Origin of the sequence: Romboutsia sp. BSD2780061687b_171204_C1 (assembly GCF_015560225.1) — a bacterium.
Lineage (GTDB): Bacteria > Bacillota > Clostridia > Peptostreptococcales > Peptostreptococcaceae > Romboutsia_C > Romboutsia_C hominis.
Genome location: NZ_JADMRK010000003.1, coordinates 226,015 through 244,244, shown reverse-complemented (window position 1 = coordinate 244,244; position 18,230 = coordinate 226,015). Strand labels below are relative to the sequence as shown.

Genomic DNA, 18,230 nt, shown 5'->3' with positions numbered 1-18,230 from the left:
ACAATTTCATATGGGGGTATTTTTAATGAAGGAAAAAAGAAACATCATTATCGGTGGAGCTATAATTAGAATTATATCTGTTTTATCCGTACTTTATGGAAATCCAAAGAATATGGGAATATGTGTAGCTTGCTTTATTAGGGATATTGCAGATTCATTAGGTCTTCACAGAACTGAAATAGTTCAATATATAAGACCTGAAATTATAGGAATGGTGCTGTGTTCTTTTATTTTAGCACTTGGTAGTCGTGAATTTAAGTCTCGTGGTGGCTCTTCTCCATTTATAAGATTTTATCTAGGATTTATAGTAATAATAGGAGCATTAATGTTCTTAGGTTGTCCTACTAGAATGGTGCTTAGACTTGCAGGTGGAGATTTAAATGCTTTATTTGGTATAGGTGGTTTTGTAGTAGGTATACTTATTGGTATAGTTTGCTTGCGAAAAGGATTCTCTCTCAAAAGAAGTTACAAACAAACTAAATTAGAAGGATTTTTATTCCCAGCTATAAATATTGTATTATTCATTATGCTAATATCATCTTCTGCTTTATTATTATTCTCAAAAGAAGGTCCTGGTTCTCAGCATGCTCCAGCTTTTATAGCTTTAACAATAGGGCTAGCTGTTGGAGTTATATGTCAAAAAACTAGATTGTGTATGGTTAGTGGATTTAGAGATTTAATATTGTTTAAAGATTATTATTTTTTATTAGGATTTTTAGCTATGCTAGTAGCTGCTTTTATAGGGAATTTAACTTTTGGATTCTTCACTCCTGGATTTACTGATCAGCCAGTAGCCCATACAGATGGTTTATGGAATTTTTTAGGTATGGTATTAGCAGAATGGGGTTCTGTATTATTAGGTGGTTGTCCTATGAGACAATTAATTTTATCTGGCGAGGGAAATATTGACTCTGTAATAACTATATTTGGTATGCTTGTTGGAGCAGCTTTTTGTCACAACTTCCAATTAGCATCTTCTTCAAAAGGACCTACATCTAATAGTCAAATAGCTGTGATTATATGCTTTTTTATACTTGGTATCATTTCATATTACAGTTGCAAGGCTGATAAAGATATAAAAAATAAATTAAAAGTAGATGTTAGTATTGGCTAAAAAAATAGATGCTAGAGGATATTCTTGTCTTCAACCTGTACTCATGGCTAAGAAGGGTTTAGAAGAAAATCCTTAAGGTGTAGAAGTTTTGGTAGATAATAATGCTGCTTGTCAAAATATAAAAAGTTTACTCATTCTTGCGCTATTAAATTTTCTAGATTTTTAACTAAAAGTGGTATGGAAAATGAGTCTTCTCCAGTTCCCAGAAATTTAAGCTCTAACTGTGGTATTGGAGTTAGCTTTTCTTATACAGATGACATAAATAAACTTTATATAAAAGATATAGAAAAAATTTATTTTATAGATTGTAATGAGTACTCTTTGTATAAGGATTTTGATGATTAAATAAATTTATAAAAGCTGTAGATAAGTTTGTTTAATACAACTTTACCTACAGCTTATTTTAATTCAATATGTTTACCTTAACCAATCAGGATTTCCTGGAACGAAAGGTCTTTTACCAAACTTTTCTTTATATTCATCAAGAGCCTTTTTTATAAGTTCTTGATTATCTTTAAAAGTATTTACTTCTTTTATAGTTTCTAACTCTTGTGCAAATGGACATACTGATATACACATCCCACAATCTGTCCCCATATACAACCATTTTATGTAACAAGATTCTTGCTCTATTACCCAAGAATCTTTATCTGGCTTATTGGATAAAGATTGCGAAGGACAAAAATGTGCACACTTGTTGCACAATTTACAGAAGTCATCTAGCCCAAAATCTATTTGCTCATCTACATCTAATTCTAAATCTGTAGTTACCACTCCAAGTCTTATTCTTGAGCCATACTCTTTAGTAGTTAAAATAGTATTTCTTCCTATCTGTCCAAGTCCAGCATCTTTTGCCACCCTAACTGGCATCAATAAATAATTCGAGTCCATATGATTTCTAGCTTCATAGCCTAGGTTTCTTATGTAATAACTAAGTACCATCCCAACTATAGATGCATCTACATAGCACTTACTAGTTTCTATAACTTCTGCTATCATAGGTCCTCTATTTATCATATCTTTATCCATCTCTACTGCAAATACTATTCCATATTTGTGATGATTAGTTATTTCTTCACCATAATTTTCTTCATGTCTTCCTCTATGAGTATAATAATGATAGTCTTTTAATTCTGTTATCCCTACTAATTTAGCTCCATACTGTTTTGCAAACCCCTTTATTTTCTTAGTTATTATTTTTTTATTTACTTTTACCTTTTCTGGTTTAGGTTTGTTTTCACATAAGTGCTTTATGTCTGATAAAAATTCAAATGCAGACAAAGCCATTGGTGAATTTGTTGGATTATACGTCATACTTTCCTCACTGCATAGATAAGGTCTAGTTCTTATGCTATCATCTATATCCTTTTTTTCAGGATTTCTCGAGTAGTAATCTACATAAGCCTCACTACCCTTTTCATAGTTTGATCTAGCAAACATTGTATCTCTTTCATCAACTCTATTCATTATTTTACTTGTCATCCCCTTTGACTTAGTGTTAGTAGATAATATATTCGACTAAATCTCCTATAATCCTTTATACAAAAAAGATACTACATAATTTATTGTAGTATCTTTTTATATATTAATTGTTAACACAAGCCTCTAGATTTTTATTATCTTTTTCTTTATAATCAATATCTCTAATCCACTTTTTGCTAAATAATCTAAACACACACCAAATTCCCTTTAAAATCTCATCTGATTTTAATACAATAAGAACTATTCCTGGAGGTAATTCTAAAACAATCCCAGCTACATATCCTAGTGGAATAGATATAATCCATAAAAATAATACATCCGCAATCATTAAAAACTTAGTATCTCCACCAGCTCTAAGTACCCCTTTTGTAAGAAGTGTTGCTACAGACATAAATACTACTAAAACTGACGTTGAGTTCATTAATTGATAGGCAATAGATTTAGTATAATCTGATATATTATAAAAATCTATTACAATATATTTAAGGCTAAATATAACTACTCCTGAACATCCCCCTAATATAATAGCCATAGCCAAGAACGTAACAGCTCTTTTATATGCTGATTCATAATCTCCTTTACCTATAGTATTGCCTGTAATAACTCCACTTGCATTAGATACACCCATTAAAAATACATTAGTAAACTGTAGGACAACAGCAGATATACTGTTAGCTGCCACCATGTCTGAACCCATTCTACCCATTATTACAGATACCATGTTAAGACCAAGAGCAAGTATAAGATCACTTACTAAAACAGGTCCACCTATTTTTATATAACTTTTAAGTAGCTCTTTATCTAAAGTAAGTAAATACTTTAATTTGAAGTTAAGTTTTTTATCTATCTTAAATAAGTAAGTAACTACCACTGTAAATTCTATAATTCTAGCTATAAGAGTAGCTATTGCTGCTCCTTGTATTCCAAGTTCTGGTGCGCCTAATTTACCAAATATTAAAACCCAATTTAGAAAAATATTAAATCCAAAAGATGTTAAAGATGCAAATAAAGCAACTTTAACTGACCCTACTGTTCTAAACAAAATATTTACTGTAGTAGATATTCCTTGGAATATAAATGATAATGATATTATCTTAAGGTACATTACTCCTTGATCTGCCACAGGTAATTCACTAGTATATATAGACATTATTTTATCTGGCATAAACTGTGATAAACTTAAGAAAATTATAGCAAAAGCTATACTAGCTCTTATCAATATTGATAATACTTTGTTAATGGAATTTATATCCTTCTTGCCCCAAAATTGACCAGATAATACACCTGCTCCTCCACCTAGTCCAAAGTTAATAATTAAAAATATAAAACAAAATTGATTCGCTAAGGATGCTGCTGATAGTGTTATCTCCCCAAAAGAGCCTAACATCATAGTATCTGTCATACTTACACCAACATTTATAAGTCCCTGCATAGCTATCGGTATGCTAATTTTTAGTACATCTTTATAAAAAGATTTTTCTTTCACAAAAACACTCATATTCTCTTTCCTCCTTATGTTAATAACTTATTTATGATATAAAAAGCTGGATAAGTTGCAAGCTTAAAGCTCACTTCTTATCCAGCATATAATCTTAATTTATAAGCACATTTTAATTATTAGCTTGATTATTTTATTATATTATATAATATAATATTTTATTTGTAAATTATTTAAACTTAAAACAATATCACAATTATATAAAATTCCTTTTGCTAAAAATATAATTTAACTTGTCCATAGTTATTATTTTTAGAGTGAGATTTTAGAGTTTTTTGATTCCGAATAAAAATAAAAGAAGATATTATCATAAGACTATGGTAGCATCTTCTTTTACCTTTAATACTTTTAGATTAAATTTTATTCATTACCTAACTAAACGTTATATTATTAAAAATACATCTTATCGCTATCTTTATAACAGTAATATGTCTTTTCTTTTGTTTCTATACGTAAAGAATCATCATATACTACTATCTCATCTATAGCACTGTCTTCTACTTCACATACAGTAGTATTTTTACATTCTCCAAAACTTAGATATCCTTTATCTTCTTTAGGCTCATATCTAAATTTTATATTAGCCTCTTTTATATTCATTTCTTCACCATTTACTTTGCTGCTTACTTTTATATCTGTATATTCATTTGTAAGAAGTAAATTTTGTATTTTGTAAGTTAATTTATCAGTCATAATCTTATGCCTATTTCTAAGTACATTTAATACTTAAAATCCTTTCATTATATTTATATGTTTAATATAACAAATTTAATTGACATTAACAATTAGGCACTTTTTTGTAACTACCATTTTATTGTAGTTATAAAAACACCCTATCAAATATTGATATGGGTGTTTACTTTTAAATGTTTTTTACTTTTTTAAATTCTTTTAATAAAAATATACCTACTATAATCATAGCAATTATATCTGCTATCGGTTGTGATGACCATACTCCATTTAATCCGTATATTCTAGGTACTACAAGTATAACAGGTATCAATATTATTACTTGCCTTAATAAGCTTAGGAACATAGATATCTTTGCACTACCAATTGATTGGAAATATACTGCTCCTAAAATGGTAATAGCTGTTATTGGCAATGTAAATGTATAAATACTTATTCCATTCATAGCTAATTCAGTAAGTTTACTATCTTTTGTAAATATACTAATAAATAACTCTGGGAATAGTCTAATAAGTATAAAACCAAAAGTTAATATTATTGTTGCTACTATCATAGCTATTAACAATGTCTTTTTAGTACGGTCATATTGCTTAGCTCCATAATTATATGCAATTATAGTTTGCATTCCTTGGCTTAGCCCAAATACAGGCATTAAGAAAATCAAGTATATAGATGTTATGGTTGTCATAGCTCCTATTGCTAAGTCTCCACCGTATATTTTCAGTACTCTGTTTGTTACTAAATGTATAGAACCTGATGCTAGTTCCATAAAAAATGGAGTTAATGCTATTAATATAATAGCTTTTAAAAGTCTTTTTTCTAGCCTAATATTTTTGATTTTTAGCTTAAGATTTGATTTTCCTAGTGTAAAATAATAGGTAGACCATATAAATACTAACAGTTGACACATTATAGTTCCTATAGCTGCACCTTTTATTCCCATATCAAATCCAAATATAAATATAGGGTCTAATATTAGATTAAGAATACAACTTATTATCATCATTGTAGCAGCTAGCTTAGGTCTTCCTTCTGCCCTTATAGCACTATTAAGTGCAAACCCTGGCAAATTAAACCATGTACCAAAGAATATTACACTCATATAATCTCTTGCGTATTTAATAGTATCAATACTAGCTCCAAACATATAAAGTATATCATCTAAAAAGAATGCTCCTATTATCATTATTGCTATAGCAACAACTATTTCTAAAGCAAATGTATTTCCTAATATCCTTTCAGCTTCTTCTTTATTACCTTCACCGAGCTTTATAGATATATTAGTACTTCCTCCAATAGCAATTCCTACACAAAATGCTCCTAGTATTGTAAATAAAGGCATTGTCACTCCAAGTCCAGATATAGCAAGTGCTCCTACATCCTTAATAGAACCTATAAAAGCTCTATCTACTGTATTATATAAAGATGTTACCATCATTGCTAATATAGCAGGTACTGAATACTTAAGTAGTAACCTTCCTATTTTATCTTCTTTTAAAGCTTGTTGACTTTCCATAAATTACTCCTATACCACCATGTCATAAGTTATACATACTGGTTTTTGAGTTCTAGGATCTTCAACAATCTCAGCATCTATATTAAATAACTCTTTAAGATTTTCCTTTGTCATAACCTCATGTGCACTACCTTGACATGCTATTTTACCCTTTTTAACACCTATCATATAGTCTGCAAACCTAGCTGCATTGTTAAGTTCATGTATTACCATAACAATAGTTGTTCCCTGTTTTCTGTTTAATTCTTCTAATAACTTTAATACTTCTAATTGGTGAGCTAAGTCTAAATATGTTGTTGGCTCATCAAGTATAAGTATATCTGTTTGTTGAGCTAGTGCCATGGCAATCCAAGCTCTTTGTCTTTGACCTCCAGATAAGGCTTCCATCGGTCTATCTCTAAATTCCTCTATTCCCGTTGACTTTAATGCCCATGTAACTATATCATTGTCTTCTTTTTTTAATTTACCAAATCCCCTTTGATGAGGAAATCTTCCATAAGCTATTAACTCCTCTACAGTAAGGCCACTTGGAGCCTGAGGACTTTGTGGAAGAACTGCCATAGTTTTTGCTAATTCTTTTGGACTTTGTTCCTTTATATTTTTATCATTTATATATATGTCACCACTTTTAGGTTGTATAATTCTAGCTATAGTTTTTAATATAGTTGATTTTCCACATCCATTAGACCCTATTATCGTAGTTATTTTTCCTTTTGGTATGTCTAAATTTAAATCTTTTACTATATCTAAATTTCCATATGAAATATTTAAATCTTTAGTATTTATACAGTTCATTTTTATCTCCTTTGGTTAATTATTTCGATTATTTAAAATGAAATTATTTATTCTGATAGCATCAGATAAATAAAGTATGGAACACCTATTATTGCTACTACTATTCCTACAGGGATTTCCATAGGTGCTATTAAATTTCTAGCTATAGTGTCAGACACTAGTAAAATTAAACTTCCCACAAGTGCAGCTGTAGGAATTAACTTTTTATGCTTAGGCCCAACTAATTTTCTAGCTATATGCGGTGCAACTAATCCTAAAAAGCCTATACTTCCTGCTACAGAAGTCGCTACACCTGCTAATATTACAGCATATATTATTAATCTTCTTCTCTCTTTTTCAACCTCTATACCTAACCCTGTTGCCACTTCATCTCCTAAATTTAGTACATCTAAATATCTAGATTTATATATTGTAAGCAAAGTAAATATTAATATAAAAGGTAAAACTGATAATACATATTTCCAACTTGCTCCCCATATACTTCCTGAAGTCCACGCCATTACTCTATTAAATTCTTGTGTTGTAAATCTTAATTGGAATATCGTAAGTAATGATGTAAATGCTACATTTATACCTATACCTATTAACAATAATCTAGATGAATTTATTCCGTTTTTCCATGCAAGTATATAAATTAAAAATGCTCCAAATATAGCTCCTGATAATGCAACTATTGGCATTGTAAATATAGTCATATTACTTATACCATCATATACATTTCCATTCATAATATAAATGTATATGACAACGAATAATGCAGCTCCTGAATTTATTCCTAGTATTCCTGAGTCTGCCAAATCATTCTTAGTAACACCTTGTAAAATAGTACCTGCTATTGCCAAAGCTGTTCCAACTAGAATTCCAATCACAATTCTAGGTAATCGTAGTTTAAATATAGCAATTTCATGACTTTTAGATCCTTGTCCTACTAAAGTTTTTATAACATCTAATGGCTCTATAGACAGCGATCCCATATTTAAACTAACTAAAAATGTAGCAAATATTAATACCATTAAAATGCCTATAATCATAATAAATTTTTTATTCTTTTTTATATTCATAATCTATTTTGTATCCTTTCTAACAAGGTATATAAACATAGGAACTCCTAATAATGCTGTTAAAGAACCTATCGGTGTTTCATAAGGAGGATTAATCATTCTAGCCATAATATCACTATATACAAGTAAAACTGAACCTAATATCATTGAACTAGGTATTATATATTTATAGTCCGCTCCTACTACTCTTTTAGCAATTTGAGGAACTATTAATCCTACAAATACTATATTTCCAGCCACAGAAACAGATGCTCCAGTTAAAAATATTACTATTATTAAACTCACAAACCTAACTGCATTTGTTCTTTGTCCTAATCCTATGGCAACTTCTTCTCCTAAACTTAAAATAGTTATCTTAGGTGCCATAAACATAGCCCCTATAAATGCAGTTCCTCCTACTATAGCTAGTAGTTTAACACCTTCCCACTTAGCACTAACTAGTCCTCCAGAAATCCAAAAGCTTAGCTGTTGAGATAAGTTGAAGTACATTGAGATTCCCATAGCTAATGATATAAGTAAAGTACCTAATGCAGTTCCTGCAAGAGCAAGCTTTACTGGATCTACTTTCCTTGCCGACCTTGAGCTTATAAAATAAACTAAAAGTCCACTTATACTAGCACCTAAAAATGCAAATACCATCAACCCAAAACTTCCTATAACTAAATTTTTGTATATTCTTTGTAATACAAAAGCTACTGCTATCATAAATGTAGCACCTTGTGTTATACCCATTACAGATGGCTCTGCAATAGGGTTTCTAGTTATACCTTGCATTATAGCTCCAGCCACTGCTAAGAATCCTCCAACAAGAGCTGCACAAATAGCTCTTGGTATCCTAACATCTCTAACTATCTTAATACTTACATCATTACTATTTGTAAATATGCTATGTATTATTGTTTGAAAATCTATATCTTTTGCTCCTAGTGAAATAGACATAACTATTCCAGCTATAAGCAATATTATTCCTATAAGCATAAATGAATAAGCTAAAGTTTTTTTGCTTAATTTTTTCATAGTTCCTCCTTAGATTAAATTTAACTGAAATACTCTTTTAAATATACCCATAAAATTTAATTGTAATTATTTTTTAATTGAAATTAATTCTCTATAAATTAAATAGTAGGTGACAAAAGTTATATCCTTTTACCACCTACTTTATATACTTATATTATTTTACAACTTCATCTTTTATTGATTGTAATAATAATTCTCTTCCTATTGGATTGTATGCTTGACTAAAGTATGGACTTGCATCAAGTATTGTTACGTTACCTTCTTTTACAGCTCTAATTTCTGGCCATACTGTACTTTTTTCTAAATCGGCTTTATCTGAATCTGTAGCTATAACTATTATATGGTCTGCATCTATCTCTGTTAAACCTTCCATAGTAACAGTTGGTAAAGTTATTCCATCTTGCTTAGGCATATTAGCAGGTTGAGGTAATCCCATATCATCTTTTAATATTGTCCCTATACCACCTTCAGTAAATACCATAAATTGACCTTGACTAGCTAATACTGTTAAGTATGTTTTGTCCCCATTAGCTTTCTTTATTTCATCACCTAATTTTTTAGCTTTTGTATAGTAGCTATCTAACCATTTTTGAGCTTCTTCTTCTTGTCCAAATAACTTAGCTACATCTTTAAGTTTAGCTTCCCAATCATTTGCTTCATCTTTTAGCATAACTACTGGAGCTACTTCTTTTAATTGATCATATATCTTTTCTTGTCTTGGTGCCATTATTATTAAATCTGGATTAGATGCTAATATTGCTTCTATATCCATAGTATCCATCATTGAGTGACCAACTACTTTTGACTTTCCTAACTTATCCTCTACGTATGATGGAACTTTATCTGTTTCATATGAATCTACATTTGCTGTAGCTACTGGAGTGTGACCTAGTAAAACTAGCTCCTCACTACTTCCAGATATATCAACTATTCTTTTAGGATCTGCTGGTATTTCTACCTCCCCTTTTACTGATTGTACTACTCTTGTTTCTTCTTTTTTATTACTATCTTCATTGTTACTGTTTCCCGAACAACCAGTAACAATTCCAAGAGTAGCTATTGTTACACCTAATACTACTAATGATTTTAATCTTTTCATGTCATTCCTCCGTGTTGTTATTTATGTAATTATTATCATTATTTTTTGTTATTAATAATTATTATCATTTGATTTATATAATTATTATATCATCTAATTTTTTATAGTCAATATATTTTTATTTTATAAATTTTTTTATATATTTTAAAATAAATAAAAAAATATTATCATACGCTTATGATAATATTTTCTTATATTTGATATATTTAAAATGTATTTTACTTAACCCTATTTAATTTTTCCTTATTATTTTTCTGTTAATCTATCTATAATGCTAACAAGATTAACTATTTCTGGCTTAGTTATCTGTTCATCCGCTCCAAGTGCCTGACCTTTAATACGTATTTCTTCACTTATTAAAGATGAGAATAGTATTAGTGGAATATCTTTTAAAACACTGTCTTCTTTAACAAGTTTTGTTAGCCTATGACCATCCATTAGAGGCATTTCAATATCTGATACTATACAAGAAACATGATTTTCAATTGGGTCACCACAAGTTTTTACTTCTAATAAATAATCCCATGCTTCTTGTCCATTATCTGCCTTAACTGTGTTTTTATAGCCTGCTTTGTGTAAACACTCGATTATAAGTTTTGAAAGTAACATTGAATCTTCTACTATTAAAATAGTTTTATCATTACATTTACGATCGCCTAACTTTTCTATAGCTTCAAATTGAATACTTGATTCCGGACTAATTTCTGCAATTATTTTTTCAAAATCTAATATAGTTATAAGTCTATCCTTGTATTCTGCAATACCTGTTGCTGCGCCTTCATCTCCACCATATATAACTCTATCAGGTTTTTTTATATCTTTCCAAGAAACTCTATCAATCCCAACTACTGAATTTACACGGAATGCAAAGTTTAACTTGTTAAAATGAGTAACGATAAATATATCATGTCCTATATCTTTTGGCTTAGGAAGATTTAAATATTTTCCAAGGTCTATAACCGTGATAATCTCATCTCTTGGCTTAAATACACCTTCTACAACGTCATGTGAATTTGGCATTTTCTTTACTTCTTGAGCCATTAAAATTTCACGTACTTTTGCTACATTTATACCAAATACTTCACCTGAAATTGTAAACTCCATAATCTCAAGTTCATTAGTGCCAGACTCTAAAAGTATTTTCGTTTGGCTTGTATTTTCTGAAAGTCCCATTATAATCCTCCAATTTTCTCTACTAACTATTTTGATGTCTATATATTCTATATACGTCTTTTATGTATAAATCTATAGGATTATTAATCATCTATTGTAACTAAACTCTTGTAACGCTATAAATAAAAATACTCTTCTTTAATATGAATAGCATGTTTATAAAAACAGATAAATAATTGTTATTATTGCTATGATAATAAATATGCTTGATAGATTATCTGAAACCGTACCTACATAGAAATATGGATTTATAATAAACTTTAATAACTTACCTTCATCATTTTCTCTTTCTTCTTTATTTATTTCTAATTTGCTATCTTTTATAAATATGGCAGCTTCTTCTATTGCTGCCATATTTATTTTTAATTCACTTTCTGAAATAATGCATTTACTGCTCATATTTTCTATATTCTTAATTTCTTTTGATACTATTTGTTGCCTTTCTTCTTCATTTTTACATAACTTTAATTGTTCCTTTAAGCTATTACTTTTATTTATATATTTTTCTACTTCATGTCTTAACTCTGGGTACTTTTCATTTATAAGATTTTTTTCTTTAGGAGTTAATTTCTCACTTTTAATCATTTTGATAGCTATTATTTCTGACTTTTTAAGTTCTTTTCGAATATTCTTCATGAACTTTTCAACTTCTTCTATTCCTGACATTTTAATTCTAGTTTGTGCTTCAGAAAGTATTCCTTTTTTATTCATTAGTTTTATATTATTTATTGCTTTTGATATTACTTGTTGTTTTTGTTCTTCACTTTTTAAGTTTTTTATCTCATGCTTTAATTCTTTTACTTCTTTTTCAGATTCTTTTGCTACTTGCTTTAAATCTGGATATTTTTCTTTTATAAAGTTTTTTTCGTCAGAATTTAATATCTCTCCTTTAACTATTTTTACTGCTATCATTTCTGCCTTTTTAAGTTCTTTTTGAATATTCTTTATGAACTTTTCAACTTCTTCTATTCCTGACATTTTAATTCTAGTTTGTACCTCAGAAAGTATTCCTTTTTTATTCATTAGTTTTATATTATTTATTGCTTTTGATATTACTTGTTGTTTTTGTTCTTTACTTTTTAAATTTTTTATTTCATGCTTTAATTCTTTTACCTCTTTTGCAGATTCTTCTGCTACTTGCTTTAAATCTGGATATTTTTCTTTTATAAAGTTTTTTTCGTCAGAATTTAATATCTCTCCCTTAACTATTTTTACTGCTATTATTTCTGCCTTTGCTATCTCTCCTTGAATTCGCTTTAATAAATTTGCTACTTCTTCTTTTTGAGATTTATTTAATTTAGCAAATTGTTCCTTTGATACTGCCTCTAAATCTATTTTTATTGCTGACTTATCTTGTATTGTCTTAGCTTGATTATTTCTATTTGTTAATACTGCTTTAGATAAATTGCTATATGAATTACTATTTATATTATTAATCACCTTGTCTCCTCTTTAGCATTATATTTATTTTAAGTAAAACTATCTTTTATTATATTTTATTACAAAAATAAAAACCACCTATCCATTATAAACCGTCTTAAATATTAGCTTCAGTTTATTTATGAAAAAGTGGTATCTAATATTAAATAATATAAATAAAAACTTCTCTATTCTTAATGATATTATTTAATAAGTTAATTTATTCTTTCTTTTACGTTCTAATACTAAATATAGCATAATTAATACTAATGATATTGATACTGCTGCTAATAAATCTAACCCTATACTTAAATAACTCCCCTCCATAATAATCTTTTTAAATGCTGAATTTATCCAAGTTAGTGGTAAAATCAGTGAAAAATGTTGAACTGATTCTGGCATAAATTCTATAGGAAGAAATCCACCACTTAATAAGCACATTGGAGTTACTATTACAGAAAGTAGTGTATAATACATTGTTGAATTATTAGATATACTTAAAACTACTAAAGCTACTGCTATCCCTACAATGGATAATGCAAACGATAGTAGCATCATCCATATTAAGTTAATATCAAACTGTGGATTTAGTATATAAAAAGTAGCTACTAAAGTTACACCTTGAAACAACAATAATACAAAGCATCCTAATATGTGTCCTAATGTATATTCTACCTTACTTATCTTAGACATTAAAATTCTCCTGTCTATTTTGAGCTCCCTTTCTTTTAATAATGGTGCTATACATCTTCCTCCTATAATTAAAAATGCCATTTCAAATAAACCAAACATGATTATATAATGGAAAGCATACGATAAATCACTATTTTCATAAGTAAATTTATAGCTATTCTTTTCATATTCTTTATATAATTTTAGGTATTCATCTTTGTTATCTCCAAAAGATTGAATTTGCATAATTCCAGTATTTATAACGCTAAGTATATACTCTTTGTTTCCTGAATTACTTTGAGAAATGACTTCTATTGTTCCTTCTTTATTAGTTTTTATATCTTTATATATATCTTTACTATTTATTATGACTCCAACAGATATATCTCCTTTATCTAAAGTTTCTTTAAGCTCTTTTACACTACTAACTTTAAAAAAACTACCTACTTTATCTGGTGGCAATAAACCATCTACTATTTCACTATTGTCTTTTGTATATATCCCTACATTAAAACTATTATTTGAATCTTCTAGAGATGAGTCTACTTTATCAACCAACACGCTAACAAGTATATTAATAGCTATTGGAAATATTAATACTAACCAAAACCACCCTTTCATAGTACCTTTTAAATTATGCTTTAATATAATCATGATATTTTTCATATTATTTCACCACTTTTCTACTTAAAATTAGTATTGATATAGCCATTAACACAATAGATGCTATAATTCCAACACCTAATGCAGTATATAAATTTTCACTATAATTTAAAGTTACTAATGAATTAAATTCTTTACTGATCCATACAAATGGATTTAACTTTAATATTGGAATATTTTTTGCAAATTGTTCTATTTTCGGCATAAGTTCGCCTGAAGCTAAAGCCATAACAGTTACAATTATAGAGCAGACATTTTCTCCAACGCTTCTTTTCTTACATATAGATGATGCAAATAGTCCTATACAAACAGAAAGCATACTAAGTACACTTATCAAGGCTATCATTCCTAATAAATTTTGTTTAGTAATATTTACACCATATAAAATGGATATTGCAAGTAACATTATAATTCCTTGACCAAAAATAACTATGAATGAGCCTATTAACTCTAGTGACATAAGTTTAGATATTTTCATTGGAGAGGACTTTGCCCTTTCTCCTATATTTTCTTTTATGTAAAAGGTATTTTTAAAAGAACAAGCACTTACTGCAAGGATTGCCATTTGAAGCATGACTACACTGAAGTATTTACCATAATCTATATCTTCTGCTATTAAGTTTTTGTTTCCTTCACTTTTGTATTCTGATACCTTTACTAAATTATTACTTATACTAGGTACTTCACCTTCTTTGGCCACTGATTCGTATACAGACATTAAATTAAAAAATTCTTTTGTAATCCCTTCAATAACTTCTTCACCCATACTAAGTTTTTTGCTTCCTTCAAACTTTATATTCCTATTTTTATCATCTATAATTACAGTTAAATTACTCTTATTTACTTCTTCAATATTTTTATCAAGTTCTTCTTTGTTATAGATTTTATAATCTAAGCTTATCATCTCATTTTCTTTATCAAATTCTTCTAATGCTTTTACATATGATTTGTTTATTTCACTATTTTTGTTTCCTACTATACTTATATCAAGGCTTTCCTTTACACTATCAAAGCTAAAAATTATTGAGAATATATAAGGAAGCATTATAACTAAAAATATAGTACCAATGATTGTATTCTTATCTCTTAAACTTCTTTTTATTGCAGATAGTATTATACTCATTTTTTCCTCCTCCTTAATCTCTAAGCTTTCTTCCTGTGAGATTTAAGAACACATCTTCAAGTGTTAGTGCCTTACTTTTTATATCTAAAATTTTAATGGATTTACTACTTATATAAAGTATGAACTCATTTAAACCATTAATTTCTCTATCTATACTTACAATAATTTTATTGTCTTTAAATTCAACACTATCTATTCCTTTTATATCCATTAACTCTTTTTCATTTATTTCTGTAATATCATTAACCATTACTTCAAACTTGTTTTTATCTGTAATAATTGATTTTAAGCTTTCCTTACTTCCACTTGCTATGACCTTCCCTTTATCAATTATTGCGATATTATTGCAAATAGCTTCTACTTCTTCCATATAATGTGTTGTGTATATTATTGTGCATCCGTTTTTATTTAGAAATTTTATAGATTTCATTATATGATTTCTGGATTGTGGATCTATTCCAACAGTTGGTTCATCTAAGATTAATAACTCTGGATTGTGTACTATTCCACAAGCAATATTTAATCTTCTTTTCATTCCTCCTGAAAAAGTCTTGCTTAACTTTTTAGTGTCTTCTAATCCTACAAATTCCAAAGCTTTTAATGCTTTTTCTTTTAAGTCTTTTCCTCTTAGCCCATATAGGCTACCAAAAAACATTGTATTTTCTAATGCTGTCATATCTTCAAATATAGCTAAGTCTTGAGGAACTATCCCAAGCTTACCTCTTATGTTAGCATCACTCCTTCTTAACTCTTCATTACATATTTTTATACTTCCCCTATCTTTTTCTAGTAGTTGGCAAAGTATATTTATTGTTGTACTTTTTCCAGCTCCATTTGGTCCAAGCAGGCCAAATATATCCCCCTTTTCTATATATAGATTTAAATTTTCTATAGCATTTACATCCCCAAAACGTTTATATAAGCCACTTATCTCAATATATTTCATAAATATCACTCCCATTTATTTACATTAGTTTATATTTTAATTATATTAAAGATATATAAATTCCTTAAGTACACATAGTCATTGATTAACCATGACTAAAGTCATAAATTTCATGATTATCAAATAACCTTAATCATTTACTAATTTCATTTAAAATAATTCCTTGTTAAATAAAAAAGAAAACCTAAGTGGTTTTCCTTCAAAATCAATTATGTAATTAGTGTATTTTACTATTTAAATACTCTATAGCTATCTGTGTCCTATGTTTCAAATCCATTTTAGACAGAATAGATGTTATATGATTTTTTATGGTTCCTTCAGATAAAAAAAGCTTATTTGCAATTTCTTTATTTGATAAGCCTTTTGATATAAGTCTTACTATGTCTTTTTCTCTATCTGTTAACCCATAAATATTTAAACCCTCATCATCTGACTTATCATTTTTATTACTACTACCCACTACCAATTTTGACACTATATCAGACTCAAACACACCATTTCCAAGATAAACAGATTTTATCCCACTTATGATTTTCTCTGGCTTACTACTCTTTAGCAGATATCCACTAGTCTTATGCTTTATAGCACTACTTATTAGTTTTTCTTCATCAAAAGTTGTAAGTATTAATACCTTAACCTTTATATTCCTCTTGCTAATTTCCTCTAGCACTTCTGCACCATCCATCACTGGCATTCTCATATCTAAAAGTACTACATCTACTTCATTTTCACTTAAAAAATCTATACATTCTTTCCCATTTTCCAAAGCTTTAACTACTTCAATTTCATTATCTATCCCTATTATTATTTTTAGACTTTCTCTTATTAAAACATCATCATCTACTATAATTAATTTTATCATTTTCTCACCTTTTAAGTATTATTAGGTTTGAAAATCCATCTTCATTATTAAAATAAATATCTCCACCTAAATTGATGATTCTCTCTTCAATCCCTAATAACCCCATTCCTTTTTTTATTTCACCCTGATAACAACCATTATCTTTTATATGTAATCTTATAATTTTATTTAATACGCTAATGTCAATGTTAATTAATTCCCCATTGGAATATTTCATGCTGTTTGTCAATATTTCACTACAACATTCTATTATAGCTTTCCAATAAACTAAATTTATCTCATTTAAATCTCCCTCTATATTTAATTTAGTATTTATATTAGATTTATTAGAAAAATCCTCTAACATTAACCTTAGATTATTTATATTAACTTGCGATTGATCTGGCTTTATTTTTCTTAAAGTTTGCCTTATATCATCCATACCATTTCTTAAGTTTGTAATTATACTTTCTAGCATTTCATTGCCTTTTTCTTTATCATTTACAATTACTATTTTTAAAGCTTCTAGTTGCATTATACTTCCTGCCAAAGTATGTCCTATCTTATCGTGAAGTTTTTGAGATATCATATTTCTTTCTTCGATTTTTACAACTTCAACATTTTGATGTCTTATACGATTTTCTTTTTTTCTTCTTTCTTCAATGTTATAGTTTTTCTCTTTTAAATCATAGTTAATTTTTTCTATTTTCAAGATTTTTTGTTCATATCTCATAATTTCATAAGTAAAAATACTAGCAATTATTCCTATAAATATATCATTATAATTTAATCCTATCTTTATAGATAACATTATATATACAAAAAGTAAAATATACCTACATTTATAGCCTTTAACTTGTATATATTCAGTTATCATATATGTCAAAATCACTAAAGATGGAGGATAAAGGTAGGTTACTATAATCATATATAAAATATTTCCTAATAGTATTTTTTTATTTTTAAGTTTGATTATGTATAGCATATAAACTGATAAGCTTATGCTAATTAAAGCTATACATATTGGATAACTTACTTTGTCGAAGTATATATCATTTTCCATACCATATAAAAATATATTTACTGCCAAAATAATGTTTACAATTATTCTAAGTATCATT

17 protein-coding genes are annotated in these 18,230 nt (G+C 28.2%); 2 read left to right on the top strand and 15 right to left on the bottom strand.

Features of this window, described 5'->3' with window-relative positions; all coding sequences use genetic code 11:
* Positions 1-25: 25 nt before the first annotated feature.
* The gene (gene yedE / locus I2H23_RS08925) at positions 26-1,114 is read left to right on the top strand and encodes a YedE family putative selenium transporter (protein WP_195581524.1); all 1,089 of its coding nucleotides are present in this window, start codon (positions 26-28) and stop codon (positions 1,112-1,114) included.
* 108 nt (positions 1,115-1,222) lie between these two features.
* A complete protein-coding gene (locus I2H23_RS08915) occupies positions 1,223-1,459 on the top strand; it encodes a putative Se/S carrier-like protein (RefSeq protein ID WP_166504809.1) in 237 nt (78 codons plus the stop codon).
* Between the two features lie 72 nt (positions 1,460-1,531).
* Here the strand turns inward: I2H23_RS08915 and I2H23_RS08910 are convergent, their stop codons facing one another.
* From I2H23_RS08910 to I2H23_RS08840, 15 genes are all read right to left on the bottom strand, one after another.
* On the bottom strand, positions 1,532-2,581 hold the full coding sequence (locus I2H23_RS08910) for a 4Fe-4S dicluster domain-containing protein (RefSeq protein ID WP_195238104.1): 1,050 nt from the start codon (positions 2,579-2,581) through the stop codon (positions 1,532-1,534).
* 118 nt (positions 2,582-2,699) lie between these two features.
* Complete coding sequence (locus I2H23_RS08905; RefSeq protein ID WP_092922876.1) at positions 2,700-4,094, bottom strand: MATE family efflux transporter; 1,395 nt, start codon at positions 4,092-4,094, stop codon at positions 2,700-2,702.
* Between the two features lie 390 nt (positions 4,095-4,484).
* Positions 4,485-4,787 carry a hypothetical protein gene (locus I2H23_RS08900; RefSeq protein ID WP_092922873.1) on the bottom strand — a complete coding sequence of 101 codons (303 nt, stop codon included), beginning with the start codon at positions 4,785-4,787 and terminating at the stop codon, positions 4,485-4,487.
* Positions 4,788-4,956: 169 nt separating this feature from the next.
* Positions 4,957-6,300 (bottom strand): MATE family efflux transporter, encoded by a 1,344-nt coding sequence (locus tag I2H23_RS08895; RefSeq protein ID WP_195581523.1) that lies wholly within the window; start codon positions 6,298-6,300, stop codon positions 4,957-4,959.
* 9 nt (positions 6,301-6,309) lie between these two features.
* Entirely contained in the window at positions 6,310-7,095 is a 786-nt protein-coding gene (locus I2H23_RS08890) for an ABC transporter ATP-binding protein (protein WP_195237926.1), read from the bottom strand.
* A 47-nt stretch (positions 7,096-7,142) separates the two neighbouring features.
* Positions 7,143-8,126 (bottom strand): FecCD family ABC transporter permease, encoded by a 984-nt coding sequence (locus I2H23_RS08885; RefSeq protein WP_330615405.1) that lies wholly within the window; start codon positions 8,124-8,126, stop codon positions 7,143-7,145.
* 33 nt (positions 8,127-8,159) lie between these two features.
* The gene (locus tag I2H23_RS08880; protein WP_195237930.1) at positions 8,160-9,173 is read right to left on the bottom strand and encodes a FecCD family ABC transporter permease; all 1,014 of its coding nucleotides are present in this window, start codon (positions 9,171-9,173) and stop codon (positions 8,160-8,162) included.
* 154 nt (positions 9,174-9,327) lie between these two features.
* Positions 9,328-10,272: an iron-hydroxamate ABC transporter substrate-binding protein gene (locus I2H23_RS08875; RefSeq protein ID WP_092922857.1), complete on the bottom strand. Its 945-nt coding sequence runs from the start codon at positions 10,270-10,272 to the stop codon at positions 9,328-9,330.
* 246 nt (positions 10,273-10,518) lie between these two features.
* A complete protein-coding gene (locus I2H23_RS08870; protein ID WP_092922854.1) occupies positions 10,519-11,445 on the bottom strand; it encodes a chemotaxis protein in 927 nt (308 codons plus the stop codon).
* Between the two features lie 156 nt (positions 11,446-11,601).
* Positions 11,602-12,885, bottom strand: coding sequence for a hypothetical protein (locus tag I2H23_RS08865; RefSeq protein ID WP_195581522.1), 1,284 nt, complete (start codon positions 12,883-12,885; stop codon positions 11,602-11,604).
* 186 nt (positions 12,886-13,071) lie between these two features.
* On the bottom strand, positions 13,072-14,202 hold the full coding sequence (locus I2H23_RS08860) for an ABC transporter permease (RefSeq protein WP_092922848.1): 1,131 nt from the start codon (positions 14,200-14,202) through the stop codon (positions 13,072-13,074).
* 1 nt (position 14,203) lies between these two features.
* Entirely contained in the window at positions 14,204-15,322 is a 1,119-nt protein-coding gene (locus tag I2H23_RS08855; protein ID WP_092922845.1) for an ABC transporter permease, read from the bottom strand.
* Between the two features lie 13 nt (positions 15,323-15,335).
* Positions 15,336-16,268 (bottom strand): ABC transporter ATP-binding protein, encoded by a 933-nt coding sequence (locus I2H23_RS08850; protein WP_092922843.1) that lies wholly within the window; start codon positions 16,266-16,268, stop codon positions 15,336-15,338.
* A gap of 217 nt (positions 16,269-16,485) precedes the next feature.
* A complete protein-coding gene (locus I2H23_RS08845) occupies positions 16,486-17,130 on the bottom strand; it encodes a response regulator (RefSeq protein WP_092922840.1) in 645 nt (214 codons plus the stop codon).
* Positions 17,131-17,134: 4 nt separating this feature from the next.
* Entirely contained in the window at positions 17,135-18,229 is a 1,095-nt protein-coding gene (locus I2H23_RS08840; RefSeq protein WP_092922837.1) for a sensor histidine kinase, read from the bottom strand.
* Between the last annotated feature and the right edge of the window lies 1 nt (position 18,230).